The 18204-nt window shown below is 72.8% G+C and carries 12 protein-coding genes; 4 read left to right on the top strand and 8 right to left on the bottom strand.

Annotated elements, in window-relative coordinates:
• Positions 1 to 838 precede the first annotated feature (838 nt).
• From LZF96_RS15505 to LZF96_RS15495, 3 genes are all read left to right on the top strand, one after another.
• A complete protein-coding gene (locus tag LZF96_RS15505; RefSeq protein ID WP_233871990.1) occupies positions 839 to 1900 on the top strand; it encodes a ParA family protein in 1062 nt (353 codons plus the stop codon).
• Positions 1897 to 3153 (top strand): ParB/RepB/Spo0J family partition protein, encoded by a 1257-nt coding sequence (locus LZF96_RS15500; RefSeq protein ID WP_233871987.1) that lies wholly within the window; start codon positions 1897 to 1899, stop codon positions 3151 to 3153. Before LZF96_RS15505 ends, LZF96_RS15500 begins: the two co-directional genes overlap by 4 nt.
• A gap of 134 nt (positions 3154 to 3287) precedes the next feature.
• Positions 3288 to 3917 (top strand): GNAT family N-acetyltransferase, encoded by a 630-nt coding sequence (locus LZF96_RS15495; RefSeq protein ID WP_233871984.1) that lies wholly within the window; start codon positions 3288 to 3290, stop codon positions 3915 to 3917.
• Positions 3918 to 4429: 512 nt separating this feature from the next.
• Here LZF96_RS15495 and trxA read toward each other — a convergent pair.
• From trxA to LZF96_RS15460, 7 genes are all read right to left on the bottom strand, one after another.
• Complete coding sequence (gene trxA, locus LZF96_RS15490) at positions 4430 to 4759, bottom strand: thioredoxin (protein ID WP_233871981.1); 330 nt, start codon at positions 4757 to 4759, stop codon at positions 4430 to 4432.
• Between the two features lie 113 nt (positions 4760 to 4872).
• A complete protein-coding gene (trxB, locus tag LZF96_RS15485) occupies positions 4873 to 5841 on the bottom strand; it encodes a thioredoxin-disulfide reductase (RefSeq protein ID WP_233871978.1) in 969 nt (322 codons plus the stop codon).
• A gap of 283 nt (positions 5842 to 6124) precedes the next feature.
• Entirely contained in the window at positions 6125 to 7348 is a 1224-nt protein-coding gene (locus LZF96_RS15480; protein ID WP_233871975.1) for an anti-sigma factor, read from the bottom strand.
• Positions 7345 to 8070 carry an RNA polymerase sigma factor SigM gene (sigM, locus tag LZF96_RS15475; RefSeq protein WP_233871972.1) on the bottom strand — a complete coding sequence of 242 codons (726 nt, stop codon included), beginning with the start codon at positions 8068 to 8070 and terminating at the stop codon, positions 7345 to 7347. The genes LZF96_RS15480 and sigM overlap by 4 nt, the downstream gene beginning before the upstream one ends.
• 61 nt (positions 8071 to 8131) lie before the next feature.
• Complete coding sequence (locus tag LZF96_RS15470) at positions 8132 to 9781, bottom strand: protein kinase family protein (protein ID WP_233871969.1); 1650 nt, start codon at positions 9779 to 9781, stop codon at positions 8132 to 8134.
• Positions 9782 to 10213: 432 nt separating this feature from the next.
• A complete protein-coding gene (murJ, locus tag LZF96_RS15465) occupies positions 10214 to 12670 on the bottom strand; it encodes a murein biosynthesis integral membrane protein MurJ (protein WP_374203248.1) in 2457 nt (818 codons plus the stop codon).
• Between the two features lie 134 nt (positions 12671 to 12804).
• The gene (locus tag LZF96_RS15460; RefSeq protein WP_233871963.1) at positions 12805 to 15297 is read right to left on the bottom strand and encodes a DUF6049 family protein; all 2493 of its coding nucleotides are present in this window, start codon (positions 15295 to 15297) and stop codon (positions 12805 to 12807) included.
• Positions 15298 to 15561: 264 nt separating this feature from the next.
• On the opposite strand from LZF96_RS15460, the gene LZF96_RS15455 reads away from it, so the two are divergent.
• Positions 15562 to 17094 carry a CCA tRNA nucleotidyltransferase gene (locus LZF96_RS15455; protein ID WP_374203247.1) on the top strand — a complete coding sequence of 511 codons (1533 nt, stop codon included), beginning with the start codon at positions 15562 to 15564 and terminating at the stop codon, positions 17092 to 17094.
• Between the two features lie 403 nt (positions 17095 to 17497).
• On the opposite strand, the gene LZF96_RS15450 is transcribed toward LZF96_RS15455, so the two are convergent.
• Positions 17498 to 18022 carry a hypothetical protein gene (locus LZF96_RS15450; RefSeq protein WP_233871960.1) on the bottom strand — a complete coding sequence of 175 codons (525 nt, stop codon included), beginning with the start codon at positions 18020 to 18022 and terminating at the stop codon, positions 17498 to 17500.
• Positions 18023 to 18204: the final 182 nt, after the last annotated feature.

Here is an 18204-nt window from a genome sequence, read left to right as displayed (position 1 = left end):
ATCCGGCGTTCCGGAGCCGGACCGGGGAACGGCGGAACGGGATGCCGAGCGGAAGGCCGCCCTCCCCGCCCCGACGCCCCGCTTCGCACGGAACGGACCGAACGAACCCCCGGGCTCCCCCGTTTCCCCCGGGGAACGTACCGCCGGACCGGTGTCACCCGCGCGACCCGTCACCACCGGTGCCCCCGAAGCCGATACCGCGTCCCCCGGCCCCGGCAGGGGACGGAGCGGGGCGGCCGGTGGAAAACGCCGGGCGGTGTCGATCCCCGATGACTCGGCGCCCCCGCGATCCGATGTCCCCCGTCCCGCGGGACACGGGGCGACGATTCCCGGAGCCGTGCCGGAGGACACCGGCTCCCGGGGGGTCGGCTCCGCCGTGGGAGGGTCCCGGCCGACGGTTCCCCCCGGAGCCGCGACGCGTGGAGCCGGTGGGTCGGCGAGCGACCTCTCAGGCGCAGCCGGCTCCGGTGCGGAGAACCTCGGCGCCGCGTCGCCCGAGGGGGTGTTCCCGGAGTCGGCTACCGGCCGGGGCACGACGTCCACGGCCCGCTCGGCGGGGTCCGCCCCGGCCGGGGCGGCGGCACCCGATGCCGGTTCCGCCGGGGGCGTGTCCCCGACGACCGGTTCCGCCGGCTCGACACGGCCCGGGCCCGGTTCCCCGGAGGGGACGTCTCCCCCGGGGAACCCCGCCGGGCCGGCCCCCTCGGAGGGGTACGAACCCGGCTCCCTCGCTCTCCCGCTCCCCCTTACCCGATCCCTGGAACGGGCGAGAAGGTTCTCCCCCGGCACGGCTTCCACCCGCGAAAGGCGGGGCTCGCTGGTTCACCACCCCGGAGACATGGCAGTCTGTGACTCCACGAAGGCTGCGCATGTCGAGGAGAGTGAGCCAGTGCGGTCCGACGCCAACACCGCCGGCCCGACGGCCGAGCCGGTACCCGGTCCCCGAAGTGAGAACGGGGACGCTCCCGGCGGCGCCGTCGACCTCGGCCGCGCCGCGCCCTCGGCCCCCGGTGACCTGCCGGTCGGTCGCGCCGCCCAACAGGCGGTCGCCGCCCTCCACCGCAGCGGTGGCTCCCTGCCCCGCCCGGACCGTACCCGTGTCATGATCGTCGCCAACCAGAAGGGCGGCGTCGGCAAGACCACCACCACGGTCAACCTCGCCGCCTCCCTCGCGTTGCACGGCGCCCGGGTCCTGGTGATCGACCTCGACCCCCAGGGCAACGCCTCCACCGCGCTGGGCATCGACCACCACGCCGAGGTGCCGTCCATCTACGACGTTCTGGTCGAGGGCAAGCCGCTCTCGGACGTGGTCCAGCCGGTCACCGACGTGGAGGGCCTCTTCTGCGCGCCGGCCACCATCGACCTGGCCGGCGCCGAGATCGAACTCGTCTCGTTGGTCGCCCGGGAGAGCCGGCTGAGCCGCGCTCTGGAGGCTTACGAGCAGCCGCTGGACTACGTCTTCATCGACTGTCCGCCGTCCCTGGGACTGCTCACGGTGAACGCCCTGGTCGCCGGTGCCGAGGTGGTCATTCCCATTCAGTGCGAGTACTACGCTCTGGAGGGCCTGGGGCAGCTGTTGCGGAACGTGGAACTGGTGCGGGGGCACCTCAATCCCGATCTGCACGTCTCCACCATCCTGCTGACGATGTACGACGGCCGCACCCGGCTGGCCTCGCAGGTCGCCGAGGAGGTCCGCAGCCACTTCGGTCAGGAGGTGCTGCGGACCAACATCCCCCGGTCCGTCCGCATCTCCGAGGCGCCCAGCTACGGACAGACCGTCCTCACATACGACCCGAGTTCCAGCGGGGCGCTGTCCTACCTGGAAGCCGCTCGGGAGATCGCGCTGCGCGGCAGTGGCGCACAGCGGAACACACACGCCACGGTGGAGGGCCCCCAGTGAGTGAACGACGCAGAGGACTCGGTCGAGGTCTGGGGGCACTGATCCCCGCCGCGCCGGTGAGCGAGGACCGACCGCCGGTCGCCCCGCCGCGGGACGAGGCGACGGAGGCGGTGAACACGGTCGGCACGGTGGAGGCACGGACCGGCGCCGCCGTTTCCCCGGGGGCGATCCCGCCGGTGCTTCCCCGGGGTCGGGGCGCGATTCCCGCCCGTCCGGTGAGCGTGCCCGAGCCGGGTTCCGCCCCGGACTCCTTTCCGGTGCCCGGTGCGCCCGCGGTCCGGGGCACGGTGGCCGAGATCGCCGCGGCGGCCGGCCGTGACGCCGGGACGGGGGTGAGCGCTCCCGCCGACCCTCTCGCCGGCACCGTGGACGGCGCGCACTTCGCCGAACTCCCCCTCGACACGATCGCTCCCAATCCCCGGCAGCCGCGCGAGGTCTTCGATGAGGACGCCCTCGCCGAGTTGGTGACCTCCATCAAGGAGGTCGGTCTTCTCCAGCCCGTGGTGGTGCGGCGCCTGGAGTCCGGTCGTTACGAGCTGATCATGGGCGAGCGCCGGCTGCGCGCCTGTCGGGAGGCGGGCCTGACCGCCATCCCCGCCATCGTCCGCTCCACCGAGGACGACCGGCTCCTGCTCGACGCGTTGCTGGAGAACCTGCACCGGGCACAGCTCAATCCGCTGGAGGAGGCGGCCGCCTACGACCAGTTGCTGCGCGACTTCAAATGCACCCATGACGAACTCGCCGACCGCATCGGCCGTTCGCGTCCCCAGGTCTCCAACACCCTGCGGTTGCTCAGGCTCTCCCCCGCCGTGCAGCGTCGGGTCGCGGCAGGAGTGCTGTCGGCCGGTCACGCCCGGGCGTTGCTGTCCGTGGATGACGCGGAGGAGCAGGACCGACTGGCGTACCGGATCGTCGCCGAGGGGCTCTCGGTACGGGCCATAGAGGAGATCGTCACGCTGCGGGCCCGGGAGAACGGCAAGCCCGCCAAGTCGCGCGGGCCCCGTCCCGGACGTCTCATCTCCCCCGCCCTGGAGAACCTGGCGGGCCGGCTCTCGGATCGCTTCGAGACCCGGGTGAAGGTGGACCTGGGACAGAAGAAGGGCAAGATCGTCGTCGAGTTCGCCTCGCTGGAGGATCTGGAGCGCATCCTCGGACAGCTCGCCCCGGGGGAGAACGAAACGCTGGAGGCGCAGCTCTCCGCAGGCCCCACCGAGGGCGCGGAGGACGACGGGGAGAACGTCCGACAGCGGTGACGCCGGTACCACCGGCCCCCTTCCACATCGCCGCCGACCGACATCCCCTGAGCACTTCCCTCCCTGCCCCTCCTCCCGCGGGGAGGAGGCCTTCCCCCGGGCCGTTTCGTCTCCTCCTGACTACCATGGGAGCCATGGGGCGCCAGCTTGTGCCGCTCAACCTCGAGACCGTGCCCGACCTGCCGGTGCGCTGTCTGTCCTGTGTTTTCTGGGAGATGGATCCGGTGGAGGCGGCCGTCGTCCGCCGACGGGGCCAGACCCTCGTGGAGAAGGAGGCGTGGCTCTCCGCCGTGCTGCTGGAGTGGGGCGCCTGCGGAAGAGTGGCCTACGTGGATCGGAATCCGGTGGGTTTCGTGAGCTACGCGCCGCCCGGGGCGGTGCCGAGGGCTCGGCTGTTCTCCAGTGGCCCGGTCTCCTCCGACGCCATCCTGTTGATGACCTCCTGGCTCCATCCGGAGGCACGGGGACAGGGGTTGGGCCGCGCGCTGCTCCAGGCGGCGGCCAAGGATGTCCTCGGGCGTGGCTTCCGCGCCCTGGAAGCGTTCGGGGCCTCGCCCGCCGCGGCGGGCGGATGCGTCCTGCCCGTCGGACACCTGGAGGCAGTGGGCTTCCGGGTGGTGCGCGAGCACCCGGTGTATCCCCGTCTGCGCATGGATCTGCGCTCCCTCGCCGACCGTGTCGCGGATATGGGGGCCGTCATCGATCGGCTTCTGGGCGGCGCCCGCCTGCCCGCCGGTGGCGCCGTGCACCCCTCCCCGGCCTGAGTGTTCCCCTCCGGGGCCCCGGAACCAGGGGCCCCGGAGGCACACGAGGGCCACGGGGAGGAGCCGATGGGAGGGCGGTACCCGGAGGCCGGGGGTGCGGAAAGGAGGGGCCGGGGGAGGGTGAGCGCTCCTCCGCGCAGGACACCGGCGTCGGGAGGCTCCCCGCGGGTTCGTCCCGGATGAGGAAGCGTTCCCCGAGGCCGTGCCGGGATGGTCCGGTGGCGAGTGGCCGCGGGTGGGGCCCGGGGACGAGGCCCGGTGGCCGGTTCTCCCGGGCGGGTCGGTTCGGGTCCCGGGGTCGATCCGTGCCCCGACCTTCAGAGGTTCCGACGTCCCGACGGTTCCACGGGGAACGCGGCGAGCGCGGTGGGGGATTCCGACTCCGGTGGCCGCGTCGCTGTTTCACGTGAAACAGCGACCCCGGGCCGGAGGCACCGGAATCCCCCACCGCGCTCGTGAGGTGGGACCAAGGGGTGGGGTGACGAACGACGGACTCCCCCACCCCGTCGAGGTCAGGCCAGGAACTCGGCGAGATCCCGCTCGAGGGCGGCCTTCGGCTTGGCGCCCACGATGGTCTTCACCACCTCGCCGCCCTGGTAGACGTTCATCGTCGGGATGGACATCACGCCGTACTTGGTGGTGATGTTCGGGTTCTGGTCGATGTTGAGCTTCGCGATGACCAGCTTCTCGGAGTGCTCGGAGGCGATGGCCTCCAGCGAGGGGGCCACCTGGCGGCAGGGACCGCACCACTCGGCCCAGAAATCGACCAGCACCGGCTTGTCGCTCTTCAGGACGATCGCCTCGAAATTGTCGTCGGTGACGGTGACGGTCGCACCGGCCATGGTTTTCTCCTCGGGGTTGAAGGTGTGTCAGGGAAATGACGCGCACGGCTCGTGGGGAACGAGCCCGGCGGGCTCGGTACCGGAGGTGGCCCGGGGCCATCTCCGGAGGAACGTCAGGGCAGAGCCGGCTCGCGGTCGTCCTCGATGTCCTCGAGGGCGGCCAGGTAGCGCTCGGCGTCCAGAGCCGCGGAACAACCGGTGCCCGCGGCGGTGATCGCCTGGCGGTAGGTGTGGTCGACCACGTCGCCCGCCGCGAAGACGCCGGGAACATTGGTACGGGTGGAGGGGGCGGCCACCTCGAGGTAGCCCTCCGAGTCGAGGTCGAGCTGACCCTTGAAGAGCTCGACCCGCGGGTCATGACCGATCGCGACGAACAGGCCGGTGGCCGCGAGGGGGGAGCTCTCCCCGGTGACGGTGTCGCGCAGGGTCAGCCCCGTGAGCTTGCCGCCCTCGTCGTGCAGTTCCGTCACCTCGCTGTTCCAGCGGAAGGTGATCTTCGGGTCGGCGAAGGCGCGCTCCTGCATCGCGGCGGAGGCACGCAGGGTGTCACGCCGGTGGACGATGGTGACGCTCCGGGCGAAGCGGGAGAGGAAGGTGGCCTCCTCCATGGCGGTGTCGCCGCCCCCGACCACCACGATGTCCTGCTCCCGGAAGAAGAAGCCGTCACAGGTGGCGCAGTAGGAGACCCCGCGCCCGGAGAGTTCGTCCTCCATCGGCAGGTTCAGCTTGCGGTGCTGGGAGCCGGTGGTGACGATCACCGCGCGGGCGCGGTGGATGTTCCCCGCCCCGTCGGTCACCGTCTTGATGTCACCGCTCAGGTCGACCGCAGTCACGTCGTCCGGGACCAACTCCGCGCCGAAGCGCTCGGCCTGGGCGCGCATGTTGTCCATGAGGTCCGGGCCCATGATGCCGTCCCGGAAACCGGGGAAATTCTCGACCTCGGTGGTGTTCATCAGGGCGCCACCGGCGGTGACCGAACCCTCGAGGACAAGGGGATTGAGCGAGGCACGAGCGGTGTACAGGGCGGCGGTGTAACCGGCCGGCCCGGAACCGATGACGATGACGTTGCGGACTTCGCTCACGGGTGTCTTCCTTGTCTCGGGGATAATCCGTTCACCCCGGACCGACCGAGCCCGGGGAGGGCCTCACCATGCCCCAACGGATCCTAGGCCTCGGACATTCCCGTGAAGCCTCCCGGCACCCGAAAGGGTTGTGTGAAGCCTCTCGCTCTTCCGGGCCCCGCGATGCCCCGGCGCGGGAGGGACGCCGACCCGCCCCGATGTCCCGGCGCCCCCTCGCGCACCCCTGTCCGGGGACCTGCGGACACCGGGGCACCGGGACGGACCCGGCACCGGCTCCCTCGGGTCACTCGCGGATGAAGCTGGTCTCGAACAGGACATCCTCCCGGTCGGCCGCCGTCGCCTCCGTCACACAGGAGGCATCGACGATGAAGGCGTCCACCAGACGTGTGTTCCTCCCGTGCGGGAGCACCACCAGATAGGTTCGGGTACCGCCGTAGTCGTAGTTCTCCTCCGCCACCAACAGGTCGTCCCCCCGTCCGATCGCGGTACGGATGCACCCGGGCACCTCGTCGGTCAGGTCGGAGGTGTCGAGATCCTCCTCCGCTCCCTCCATCGGGTCGAGTGGGAAGTCCTCCGACTCGAACCGTTCCGTTCCCCCGGTCTCCGCGCTCTCCCCGTCCCGGGCTTCGCCCTCCTCGGGCAGGGAGTCCTCCGTCTCGGTGTCGGCTCCGGGGTCCGCGTCATCGGCACTCCCACTGAAGAGTCCGGTGTCCTCCCGAGAGGCGAGCAACAGCCACCGCACCCGGTCGCCGACCTCTCGCGCGTCCGGGGTGGCCTCCGCTTCCGCGGCCTCGGCGGAGTCCTCCCGCGGGGCGCCACTCGAGTCGGTGGCGAGTTCGGAGGTGTCGTTCCCGAGCAGCGCGGGGAGCAGGACACCCCCGGCGCCCAGAGTCAGGATCGCCGCCGAGGCGGCGAGTACGAGAGCCGGACGTCGCCTCCGGACACCGCGGTGCCCGGAGGGATCAGGAGCCCCGATCGACACCGGGGCCCCGGGGCCTTCCCCGTCGAGTCGGACGGAAACGGCGTCGGGGGAATCCGGCGAAGGGGTGGGGGACGGGTCTCCTGGGGCCCGCGATGTTTCACGTGAAACGGGGGCGGTCTCCGGCTCTCCCGATCCGGCCCCGTTCGAGTCGGGCTCGCCGGGAGTGGGCTCTCCGGCACCCGGGATCTTCCCCCCACCCGCGAGCCATTCGGGGCGGGTGACGCCACGCGGGCCCGGGGCGTCCCCGTCCGCGCCGTCGGGCTCCGCCATCCCCGGTCCGGAGACCGTCGCGATGAGCGGTAGCGCGGACAGGGCCAGATCCAGTCTGGCGGCGACATCCCCGGGCATCCGCAGGTCGTCGTTGAGGTGGGCCAACTCCTCGCGCAGCAGGACCAGGTCCTCCTCGACGGTCCGACACCGCGCGCACTCCCCCAGGTGGGCGCGGACGGAAGCGGTCTGGTCGGGGGGCAGCAGTCCTTCCGCCCACTCCGCGAGCCGCATATCGTCCGGGTGCCGCTCACTCACGGATGTCCACCTCCACCCCTCACCACATCGCTGCTGTCGCCGTGCCTCGTCGATGGGACGGATGAGCCGCTTGTCCGGTTCCTCACCGGCGCCGGTGAGGAACCGGAAGAGGCGCTTCCCCGCGGGTGATCCCCATCACCCGCGGTCGACGCCCCGCGATCGGGCGGCGGGTCCTCGCGCAGGTGACGCAACAGGGGCAGTAGGCGGGCGCGTCCACGGGCGCACCGGCTCTTCACCGTGCCCACCGGCGCGCCGAGGAGTTCGGCGGCCTCCGCCACCGGATACCCCTGGAGATCGACCAGGACCAGGGCCGCGCGCTGCTCCTCGGGGAGCCGGGCCAGGGCCCGGGCCAGTTCCCGCCGGACCTCACCCCGCTCGGCCGGGATGGAGGCGGGCTCCTGCGGCTCCAGCAGGGTCTCCAGCCGTTCCGGTTCCGGGAGCGGGGAGGTGCGACGCGAGCGTGCCCGCCGCAGGCGGTCCAGGCAGGCGTTGACCACGATGCGGTGCAGCCAGGTGGTGACGGCGGACCTGCCCTGGAAGGACGGGGCCGCCCGGTGCGCCGAGACGAACGCGTCCTGCAGGGCGTCGGCCGCCTCCTCGCGGTCGCCGAGGGTGCGCAGGGCCACGGCCCACAGCCGGTCGCGGTGCCGGCGGACCAACTCCGCGAAGGCGTCCGGGTCCCCGGCGACATGACGCGCCAGGAGATCCTCGTCCGGTTCCACCCGGGCCCCCTTGGTCGAGCTCGGTCGGTGAGTCGACGTCGAACGTGCCGGGGGCACGTGCTCAGCCGGTCACGCTGATGTTCGTGATGCGCCCACGGTAGTTGCCGTCGTTCCCCACGGGGAGTTCGGTGAGCCAGATCAGCACGTAACGGGTCTCCACCGGTTCGTCCGGCGTCAGGCTCAGCGAGGACCCCGAGCCGGCGGCGACCGCCTCGTAGTCGTTGTGCGAGCCCGGCATCGTCTCCGTTTCCGCGGGGGCGACCCGCAGCTCGATGTCGTGGTCGCCGAGCGCCGCCACCTCCACCGAACGCACCGAGCGGGTCTCCCCGAGGTCCAGGACCAGGCCCAGGCCCGGCTTGAGGTTGCCGAAGCCCGGACCGAAGTAGTTGCGGGTGTGCCAGAAGGTCTCCGGGTCACCGTCGACGGCCAGCGGCGCGGCGGAGGCGTTCTGCGATCCACCGGAGCCGAAGGGATCGAAGTCGATGACCCCGGCGATCTCCACCGGCCCCGGCTCCGTATCCTCCCCGGCGGGGGGTTCCTCCTCGTCGGTGTCGCCCGACGCGGGGCGCTGCGGGGCGGCGGACTCCACCGGCGGGTCACCTTCCAGCAGGGCATCGGCGATCTGCCAACTGCCCAGCCCCAGAGCGGCGATGACGAGTGCGGCGACACCCCACTTGAGTACCTTGCCGGTGCGGCCGGGCAGGGCGGGCGGCACCATGTCGTGTGCGGCCACGGCGCGTTCCCCGGCCAGGACGGACCCACGGGCGGAGCGGGCGGGGACGGAGAAGTCCGGGAGCAACACGACCTCGGGTTCCGGCGCCGGGATGGGTGGCATCGCCGCCAGGGCCAGCACCACCTCCTCCGGAGTGGTGCACGGACGCTGTTCGCTCGCGGCGGTGGCCCCGTCGTTGACCAGGGCCCGCATGGCGAGGTCGGAGAGCCCCCGGTGGACACCCGCGCGGACCTGTTCCGGGGTGGCGAGCGGGTCGCGGGAGCCCCGGCCCAGACCGGCCACGCCCAGCAGCCCGTAGGCGCCTTCGTGGTAGGGCCAACGGGCGGTCAGGGCGGCGTACAGGAGGGCGCCGATCGACTCGGCGTCGGTACGGGCCGGATGGGCGGAGGCGATGCCGCGCAGAGCGGCGTCCACGGCCAACCCCCGGATCCGGAACTGTCCGCCGCCCGCGCGCAGTACGGTGGCCGGCGTCAGCCGCAGGTGCGCCAGGCCCGCCGCGTGGGAGGCGGCCATGGCCTCGGCGACCTCGCCCACCATGCCGCGTGCCGCGTGGGCGTCCATCGGGCCGGCCTGCAGGAGGCTGCTCACCGGTACGGCGTCGGGCAGCCACTCGTGGATGACCTGGACCAGCCCGTCGTGCTCGTCGGCGTCCAGCACCTGCACGAAGCGGGGGTCGGCCATCAGCGCGGCCGACCGGGCCGCGGCGAGCACCGCCTTGGCCCGGGGGTGGCGGGCCGGCAGCACGTGAACCCCCACGGCACGACGGAGCTTCTCGTCCACCGCGCGCCAACTGCTGAAGCCCTCGAGCCGGGTGATGCACTCCTCGAGGCGGTAGCGCCGCACCAGGCGGTGGCCGGAGTGCAGTTCGTGCTGGCGGGTGCCGTGCGGCCCCCGGCTCCGGGCCGTACCCCGGCCGCCGGGGCCCGCCGCTCCACCGGAGTCGGTGGAACCGGCGGCCGGCTCGCCGGCCGTCTTCACGACGGGGGAACCGGGGCCCGCGTCGGCCGCGGAGGGGGCGCCCGGAGCCGGCGCCGGGGCACCTTCGCCGGAGGGGGTGGTGGACGGGAGGCGCTGGGTCTCCGGGGAGTCCCCGGGGACTCCGTCGCCGCCGGCGGGGCCCGCTCCCGACGCCGGCGGCCGGGAAACACCGGGGCCGCCCGGCCCGTTCGACGACCCCGGGGGAAACGGCGCGGCGGGGGCGGAGGACATGACGGGCCCGGTCGATCCCGGCGAGGTGGAGGACACCGGGGAGACGGCGCTCGGTGTCGTCAATCGTTTCGCCACCGTGAGTCCGCCTCCCCGATCTCGACTGCCGTCCGATGAGCCCGGCCAGGTCCAATTGTGCCGCCCCTCGGCGCCGCCGCACGACAGGCGTGGACGACCGGGGGGCACCCCGATGATGTGTGCAGGTCAGCGACCCAGTCGCGATCGCACCATACCGATCAGGGTGGTCAGCTCCTCGATCCGCATCCGGCGCGCGGCGAGGACGAAGACCACCGCAAGGATCACACCCCCGCCCGCGAGGGCGAGCAGCGACCCCACCACTCCACTGCCCAGCGCTTCCATGATCGCCCATGCCGCCACGCCGGCCGGCACCGCGGCGGGGATCGCCGCGCCGCAGAGCCGGATGTAGGTCCGCACCACCCGGGCCCCGTCGAGGTCGGTTCCCATGCGGGAGCGCAGCCGCCGCCAGGCGATCCCGACCCCGACGGTGTAGGCCACGCCGTAGGAGAAGGCGATGCCCGCCACCACCCAGCGGTCCGGCAGCAGCACGAAGGAGAGGACGGAGAGCGCGATCCAGTTGAGTGAGACGATGACCGTGTTGTAGAAGGGCGTCCGGGTGTCCTCGTAGGCGTAGAAGGCGCGCAGCACGACGTACTGGGCGGAGAACGGGATCAACCCGATGCCGAAGGCCATGAGGATGTGGCCGAAGGACCGGGCGGCGGTGTCCCCCGCGCTGCCGAACAGCAGGGTGCACATCGGGACGCCCAACGCCACGAAGGCGAAGGCGATCGGCACGATGGCCACGGCCGAGGTGCGCAGCCCCTGGGAGAGGTCGTCGCGCACCGCCGCGTTGTCGCCGTCGGCGGCGGAGCGGGAGATCCGTGGCAGCAGGGCCGCCATGACCGAGACGGTGATGATCGCCTGCGGCATCTGCCAGATCAGCAGGGCACTGCTGTAGGCGAGGAAACCGGTGCCGGGGAAACCCGCGCGTTCGGCGTTGTCGCCGGCCCAGGTGGCGAGCTGGGAGATGACCACCAGGCCGATCTGGTTGGCGAAGACGAACAGCACCGTCCACTTGGCCAACCGCATCGCCTTGCCCATGCCCTGGCCGACCCAGTCGAAGCGGGGACGGACCCGGAAGCCGGCGGCGCGCAAGTAGGGGATCATCGCCAGCGACTGGACCACCAGGCCGAGCAGGGTGCCGATGCCCAGCAGGCGGATGCCCTCGGGGGTGATGGTGTCCACCGCCACGCCGGAGGCGCGCTGGGTGCCGTGGACCCAGAGGAAGAGACCGAAGGTCGCGATGACGACGATGTTGTTGAGGACCGGGGTCCACATCATCGGCCCGAACCGGTCACGGGCGTTGAGGATCTGACCCATCACCACGTGCACACCCATGAAGAAGATGGTGGGCAGGCAGTAGCGGGCGAAGGTGACGGCCACCTCGTTGGCGGCGGGGTCGGAGGCGATCTTCGCCGACATCATCCGGATCAGCAGCGGCGCGATGAGCACGGCGATCAGCACCAGTGCCGCCAGCACCACCATGACGAGGGTGAGCAGGCGGTTGGCGTAGGCCTCGCCGCCGTCCTCGTCGTTCTTCATCGAGCGCACCAGCTGGGGCACGAAGACGGAGTTCAGGCCGCCGCCGATGGTGAGGATGTAGATCATCGAGGGCAGGGCCCAGGCGATGGCGTAGGTGTCGCCGAGGACGGCGGCGCCCAGTGCGGCGACGATGATCAACTGGCGGACGAAGCCGGTGATCCGGGAGACCAGGGTGCCCGCCGCCATGACGGCGCTGGACTTCAGCAGGCTGCTGCCGCGACCGGGCTTGCGGGGCTCGGCGACCGGCTCCGGGATCGACGGCGGTTCGGCGGGTCCGCCGGTCGTCGCGGCGGCGACGGGCGGGACGGCACCGGGCGCGGCGGCCCCGCCGGGTCCGGCGGGCGCGGTGGGGCCGACCTCCCGCTGGTCGCGGTAGAGATGGGCGAAGGCGTCGCGGCCCGGCTCCTCCTCCGCCCCGTTCGGCTGCCGGGGGTCGGCGGGCTCGCCCGGTCCGGGGTATCCGGGGTGTCCCGGGTGGTCGGTGCGGTGGGGAGGTGGCGGGGGCCCGGCGTGCGCCCGGGGCCCGGCGGGGCCGCCGGGTGGGAGGGTGCCCATCGGGGGGTACGGGCGCGGCGGCGGGCCGACGGGATGCGGGCGGCTCCCACCGGTGCCGTGGTCGGCGTCCGGTCCGCCGTACGTCTGTGCCGCGACCGGGGGGCCGGGGGTGCCGGGGTACCCATCGGCGGCGGGGCGGCTCCCGTACGGACCGGACCGGGGGGCGCCGCCCGGCTCCGGTGCGGGAGGCGGTGTCCACGCCCGGGGGTCGGGAGCGCTGCCGGGGGAGGGCGGGGGGTGCGCGGCACGGTCGTACAGGGTGTCGTCCACCGGGTCCTGCGCCAAGGGGTCACGATCGGCCCGGGGCACCCGTCCGAAGCTCTGCTCGGTGTACGGGTCGTATGGACCAACCGGTGTGCCGGCCCGCTCCCCCGCGCCGGGGCCGTGCGGGCCCTCCGGGTCCGAGCCGTCCGCGCGGCCCCGGCCCGCCGTGCCCGCCGGGGTGGGACCCCCGGCCTCCGGGTCACGATCGTATGGCGCTTGCATGTGGTTACCCCACCTCGAATCGCGGCGGTCGGAGGATCACCGACCTGCTCCGGCGTGTGCCTGCTGTGTGCGCCGGCTCGACGGGCGGCGCCGACGGATGCCCGGACGCCCGCGCGGAACGCGGCGGTCCCGGGTCATCGGCCGCGCTCCACTGTCTCACCCCGTCGGACGGACGCCGTGTCGCCGCCGGCGGTGTCGGCCCCCGGCTCACCCGCCGGGGTGCCCGGGGCGGGCGGATCGGCCGTGTCACCGGGGCCCCGGGGGGTTTCCCCGTCGGTGCCGGTGCCGGTGCCGGTGCCGGTGCCGGTGTCGGTGTCGGTGCCGGTGCCGGAGGCGGGACCGGAGTCCGGGATTTCCCCGGTGGTTCCGTCGGGTGCCCCGCCACCGGGACCCGCCGGCTCCTCCGGGGCCGCTCCGGCGGCGCCCTCCGCCCGCTTCCGTTGGGTGTACACGCGGATACCGGCCAGCACCACCAGCAACACCCCGCCGGCGATCACCAACATCACCGCCGAGGTGATGGAGGTGACCCGGGCGTGGAATCGCATCGCCTCGCCGTACGGCTTGCCGTCGGCGGTGTACAGCTGGGCCTCCAGCACGGTGCGGCCGTTGGCTCGCGCGGTGGCCTCGAACTTGACGGACTGGCTGTGCCCCCCGCCCACGAGGACCTCGCGCGCCTCGTCCACCTCCAGGCCGATCCGCCGACTGGAGGTGAGCCGCAACTCCAGCCCCTGCACGTCCTGCATGAGGTCGTTCTGCACCGTCACCGGGATGATCGCACTGCGTCCCGACAGGGTGATAGGGCTCTTCTCGATCAGGTGAACCTGCTCGGTCAGGTCCCGCAGCTCCGCACGGACCTCGGCCCGGTAGCGGGCGGCGTCCACGGGGTCACCGCGCCAGGAGGTGGACATCTCGCGGCGGATGGCGTTGCCGAAGGGGGTGACCACGCGGTCGGCCCGGGTGAGGATCACCGCGAAGTCGTCCAGGGCCCGTCGGGTCTCCCGCATGGCCTCGAAGGAGCCGGTCGGCTGTTCCCGCTCGCGCAGCCTCTCCGGGTAGGCGTCGGTGCCGGCGACGGAGAGGGCGGACAGCGGGTCGGGTTCGGCGCGCGCGGCCTCGTCGAGATCGGCGAAGCGGGCCCAGTCGGCCTCCTCCGCCAGCGTCTCCACGGCCTCCGCGAGAGCCCGGGCACCGGCGGTGGTCGGCATCCGTTGAGGGGCCAGGACCATGTGCCGCTCCGCCGCCGGCGTCTGGTCGGCGACGGCGAGCGTGTGCGCCAGCAGCGACTGGCGGGCGGTGGTGACCTCTCCCGCCCGGCTCATCCGGCCATCGACCAGGGAGGAGATCCGGGAGTCGGCCACCACGGCGGTGACGCCGCCACCGATGGGACCGGCGGCCGAGGGGGTGTGGTTCTCCCCGGTGCCGGTGCGGACGCTGTCGTCCCGCGCGATGATCCACTGCGCCCCGGCGGAGGTGGCGACCGAGACGATCTCCGGGTCCAGGGCGCCCTCGACGGGCCAGGTGAAATCGGTGAGGGGGCGCACCCCCAGAATGGTCTCCACGGTCACCGGCGCCAGCTGGGTGGCGGCCCGCAGCTGGGCGAGGGTACCGGGGACGGACTTGCCCTGGTGGGCGAGGGAGGCCAGGTCGGGGTCGGCGTAGGGCAGTGCGACGACCTCCGCGTCGGCCACCGCCTCCCGGAGGCGGTGCAGCCAGGCCCGTGCCACCTCCTGGCCCTGTCCCTCGACCAGCCCTTCGGGGCCCTGCACCCGGTACTCGTCGGTCATGGCGTCCACGGAGGCCAACAGGTCGGGGTCGATCAGCCAGGTGACCGGCAGATCGGCGCCGAGGTTCACCATCTGGTGCAGCCGACCGCCGGAGGAGATCTCGGTGAGGAGGGTGTCGTCCCGCAGGACGGGCACCTGCTCGTCGCCGTTGCGGGAGCCGGGCAGCAGGTGGGGGGTGGAGATCAGCGGCCAGAGCACGGTCAGGGCCGTACCACCGTCCTCCTCCTCCCGGCCCTCCGGACCGGCCAGGGGCAGCACGACGCGCCCGGCACCGAGGATCTGGTCCCACTGCTCGGCCTCGGTGCGGCCGGTCACCGCGACCGTCACCTGGTGCACGCCGGCTGTTCCGGCGCCCAGTTCGGAGATCGGGACCCGGAGGGTGAAGGGACGGGCCTGCTCCGGTGCGATCGGCTCCAGCTCGACCCCGTACCCGCTCAGGTAGGAACCGTCCAGGCCGATGTCGAAGCCCTGACGGGAGCCGGCCGCGTCGATGGCGGCCCGGTCGGTGAGGGGTACCGCGAGCCGGGGGGCGGCGCCGGCGGTGGTGATGGTGGAGTCACCGGTGTTGGTGACGGTTCCGCGCAGGGTGATGACGGAGTCCGGGCCCGGTACGGCGGGTGAGACCTCGGTGACGGTCACCCGGGCCGCGCCGATGTCCGTGTCCTCCGCGGCGGGGGTGCCGTCCGGGGTCTCCTCGGCGGACGCCGGAGCGGCGGCCAGGAGGACCGCCCCGCCGGAGAGGGGCGACAGGAGGAGGGAGAGACCCAGGGCGGCCAGCAGACAGCGGAGGGCCCGCCGCCCGCCCGACGGCTCACGGGATGCGGTCCCCACAGGTTCGGCCACGCCCATGCCTCGATCCCTCAACGCCGCTGCCACTCACTGTGCTGCTCATGGTAGCCGGCGGGCGGGAGCCGTATGACACGCCGCATGACCCGCCGGAAGCCGTCCGGGGCGGCTCGCGGGATGCCCCGGCACCCGTCCGCGGGGGTGGTCCGGGGAACCGATGCCGGGACCGGGGGATCGGGGGTGTGGGACCGGGGCCGCGTACGGCGCGGGAAGCGGAACGGGTGCGGAACGGGTGCGGAAACCCACGTACCCTGTGCTGTTGTGCCGAACGACAGGAATGACAGCACCGTAGGCGCCGGCGATGCCGGTACCACCTCCACGACCCGGGAGCCGGCGGAGACCGGCGCCTCCACAGCCGGTGGGCCGGTGGAACTGGGGAAGGCCCAACGTCGGGCGGTGACCGAACTCCTGCGGGTCTCCCCGGTGGCCGACGACCTGGCCCGGCGCTTCGAGGCGGAGGGATTCTCCCTGGCGCTGGTGGGCGGGTCCGTGCGGGACGCGCTACTGGGCCGTCTCGGACACGACCTCGACTTCACCACCGACGCCCGGCCGGAGCAGGTGCTGCGGATCGTCAAGCCGTGGGCCGACGCGGTGTGGGAGGTGGGCATCGCCTTCGGGACGGTGGCCTGCCGCAAACAGGACTTCCAGTTGGAGGTCACCACCTACCGGTCCGAGTCCTACGACTCCTCCTCCCGCAAGCCGGAAGTGGCCTACGGCGACTCGATCGAGGGCGACCTGCTCCGCCGGGACTTCACGGTGAACGCGATGGCGGTGGCCCTGCCGGAGAAGGCCTTCATCGACCCCCACGGTGGTCTGGAGGACCTGGCCCGGCGCCGGCTGCGCACCCCGGGGGCCCCGGAGGACTCCTTCACCGACGATCCGCTGCGGATGATGCGCGCCGCGAGGTTCGCCTCCCAGCTCGACTTCGAGGTGGACCCGCCGACGGTGGCGGCGATGACGGCGATGGCCGAGCGGATCGACATCGTCTCCGCCGAGCGGGTGCGCGACGAGGTGAACAAGCTGGTGCTGGGCGCCCGTCCCCGGCAGGGGCTGGCCCTGCTGGTGGACACCGGCCTGGCGGCGAGGGTGCTGCCGGAACTCCCGGCCCTGCGGCTGGAGCGCGACGAGCACCACCGGCACAAGGATGTCTACGAGCACAGCCTGACCGTGATGGAGCAGGCGATCGATCTCGAGGACGACGGCCCGGACCTGGTGCTGCGGCTGGCGGCCCTGCTGCACGACATCGGCAAGCCGAGGACGCGACGGTTCGAGAAGGACGGCAGGGTCTCCTTCCACCACCACGAGGTGGTGGGGGCGAAGATGACCCGCTCCCGGATGGGGAAGCTGAAGTACTCCAACGAGATGATCAGGGACGTCTCGCGGCTGGTCGAACTGCACCTGCGCTTCCACGGGTACGGCAGCGGGGAGTGGACCGACTCGGCGGTGCGGCGGTACGTGCGGGACGCCGGTCCGCTCCTGGACCGGCTGCACAAGCTGACCCGGTCCGATTGCACCACTCGCAACAAGCGGAAGGCCGTCGCACTCTCCCGCTCCTACGACGCGTTGGAGGAGCGGATCGAGCGGCTCCGGGAGCAGGAGGAGCTGGACTCCCTCCGCCCGGACCTGGACGGCAACGACATCATGCGGGTACTGGGGATCGGCCCGGGGCCGGGGGTGGGTCGTGCCTACCGGCACCTGCTGGAGTTGCGGCTGGAGAAGGGGCCGCTGGGACCGGAGGGCGCGGAGGCGGCGCTGAAGGAGTGGTGGGCCGCCGAGGGGGACGGCGGGGCCTGAGCGGTTCCGCGCCGCCCGGGCTGACGGCACCCCGACGTTTCGCCGGCCGCTGTACCTGCTGTTTCCCCGTTCGCCGGGGGCGGTGGCGGTGGGGATGGCGTGATGTGACGCTCGACCCGGCCGGGTATCGATGCGAGTGGTCGCGCGGTGGTGACCGTGAGGTGGGCCCCGGGAGCGTTCTCCTCGGAGACGATGGGGGACCCGCGTCCGGTCATCCGGCTCGTTTTGTGAGGCCACGCCCCCGCAGAGCCCGGGCGGTATCCCCCGGACGAGGAGTCGAGTGTTCAGGGGCGGCTGGAGGAACACGAGAAGAGGGGCACGTTTCACGTGAAACGTGCCCCTCTTCTCGCGGTGCCGGGAGAACCACGTGTGCCGTCGTACTCGACGGCCCGTCCCGTGGGTGTCAGACCTGGCTCAGGCAGAGCGAGAAAGTCCGGCCCCTCTGCTCCTCGTAGTACTGGATGGTGGAGTTCGCCACGTTCTCGCAGACGGTGTCGGAGGTGTCGCCCTCCACTCGCTCCAGGACCTTGTACTCGGCCTCGTCCGAGGCGCAGTCGACCTTCTTCATGTCCGGGGAGACCATGGTGCCCTCGTTGCGCAGGCAGTCCCCCACCTCGGAGCCCTTGGCGTCGCTGCCGCCGAGGAAGTAGAAGCCACCCGCGATCGCGAGCGCCACCACCGGGCCGACCGCGCGCAGCCACTTCTTGTTCTTCTTGGGCTCCTCGGGGCCGGGGGCGCCGGGGGCACCCGGCGCGCCGAAGCCGGCCTGCGGGGCCGAGCCGGGGACGCCGAAACCCGCCGTCGGCCGAGCACCGGCGGCCGGGGCTCCCGGCTGCTGCGGATAGCCGTAGCCGGGCTGCGGCGGCTGCTGGCCGGGCTGCGGTGACGAGCCGTACGGATTGGCCCCAGCGGGCGGCGGCGTGCTCATGTCGGTCCCCTCCGAAACATCCTTGCGTGGCGCATCTTGTCGCCTTCGGAACCCTAGTGGTCGGCGGGGATCCGTGGGGAAAACTTTCAAACCTCCGGGGGTTCTGTGGCATTGATGTGACATCTACATGGGGTGTACGGGGAGGTACCGGGCGGGTCTCCCATCGACTCGATGAGGGCTCG

The sequence above is a fragment of the Streptomyces sp. ST2-7A genome (assembly GCF_021390475.1).
Lineage (GTDB): Bacteria > Actinomycetota > Actinomycetes > Streptomycetales > Streptomycetaceae > Streptomyces.
This window is presented reverse-complemented; position numbering and strand designations above follow the sequence as displayed.

Coding starts and splice junctions, on each gene's coding strand:
- LZF96_RS15505 (WP_233871990.1), top strand. CDS start 839: ATGGCAGTCTGTGACTCCACGAAGGCTGCGCATGTCGAGGAGAGTGAG.
- LZF96_RS15495 (WP_233871984.1), top strand. CDS start 3,288: ATGGGGCGCCAGCTTGTGCCGCTCAACCTCGAGACCGTGCCCGACCTG.
- trxA (WP_233871981.1), bottom strand. CDS start 4,759: ATGGCCGGTGCGACCGTCACCGTCACCGACGACAATTTCGAGGCGATC.
- murJ (WP_374203248.1), bottom strand. CDS start 12,670: ATGCAAGCGCCATACGATCGTGACCCGGAGGCCGGGGGTCCCACCCCG.
- LZF96_RS15450 (WP_233871960.1), bottom strand. CDS start 18,022: ATGAGCACGCCGCCGCCCGCTGGGGCCAATCCGTACGGCTCGTCACCG.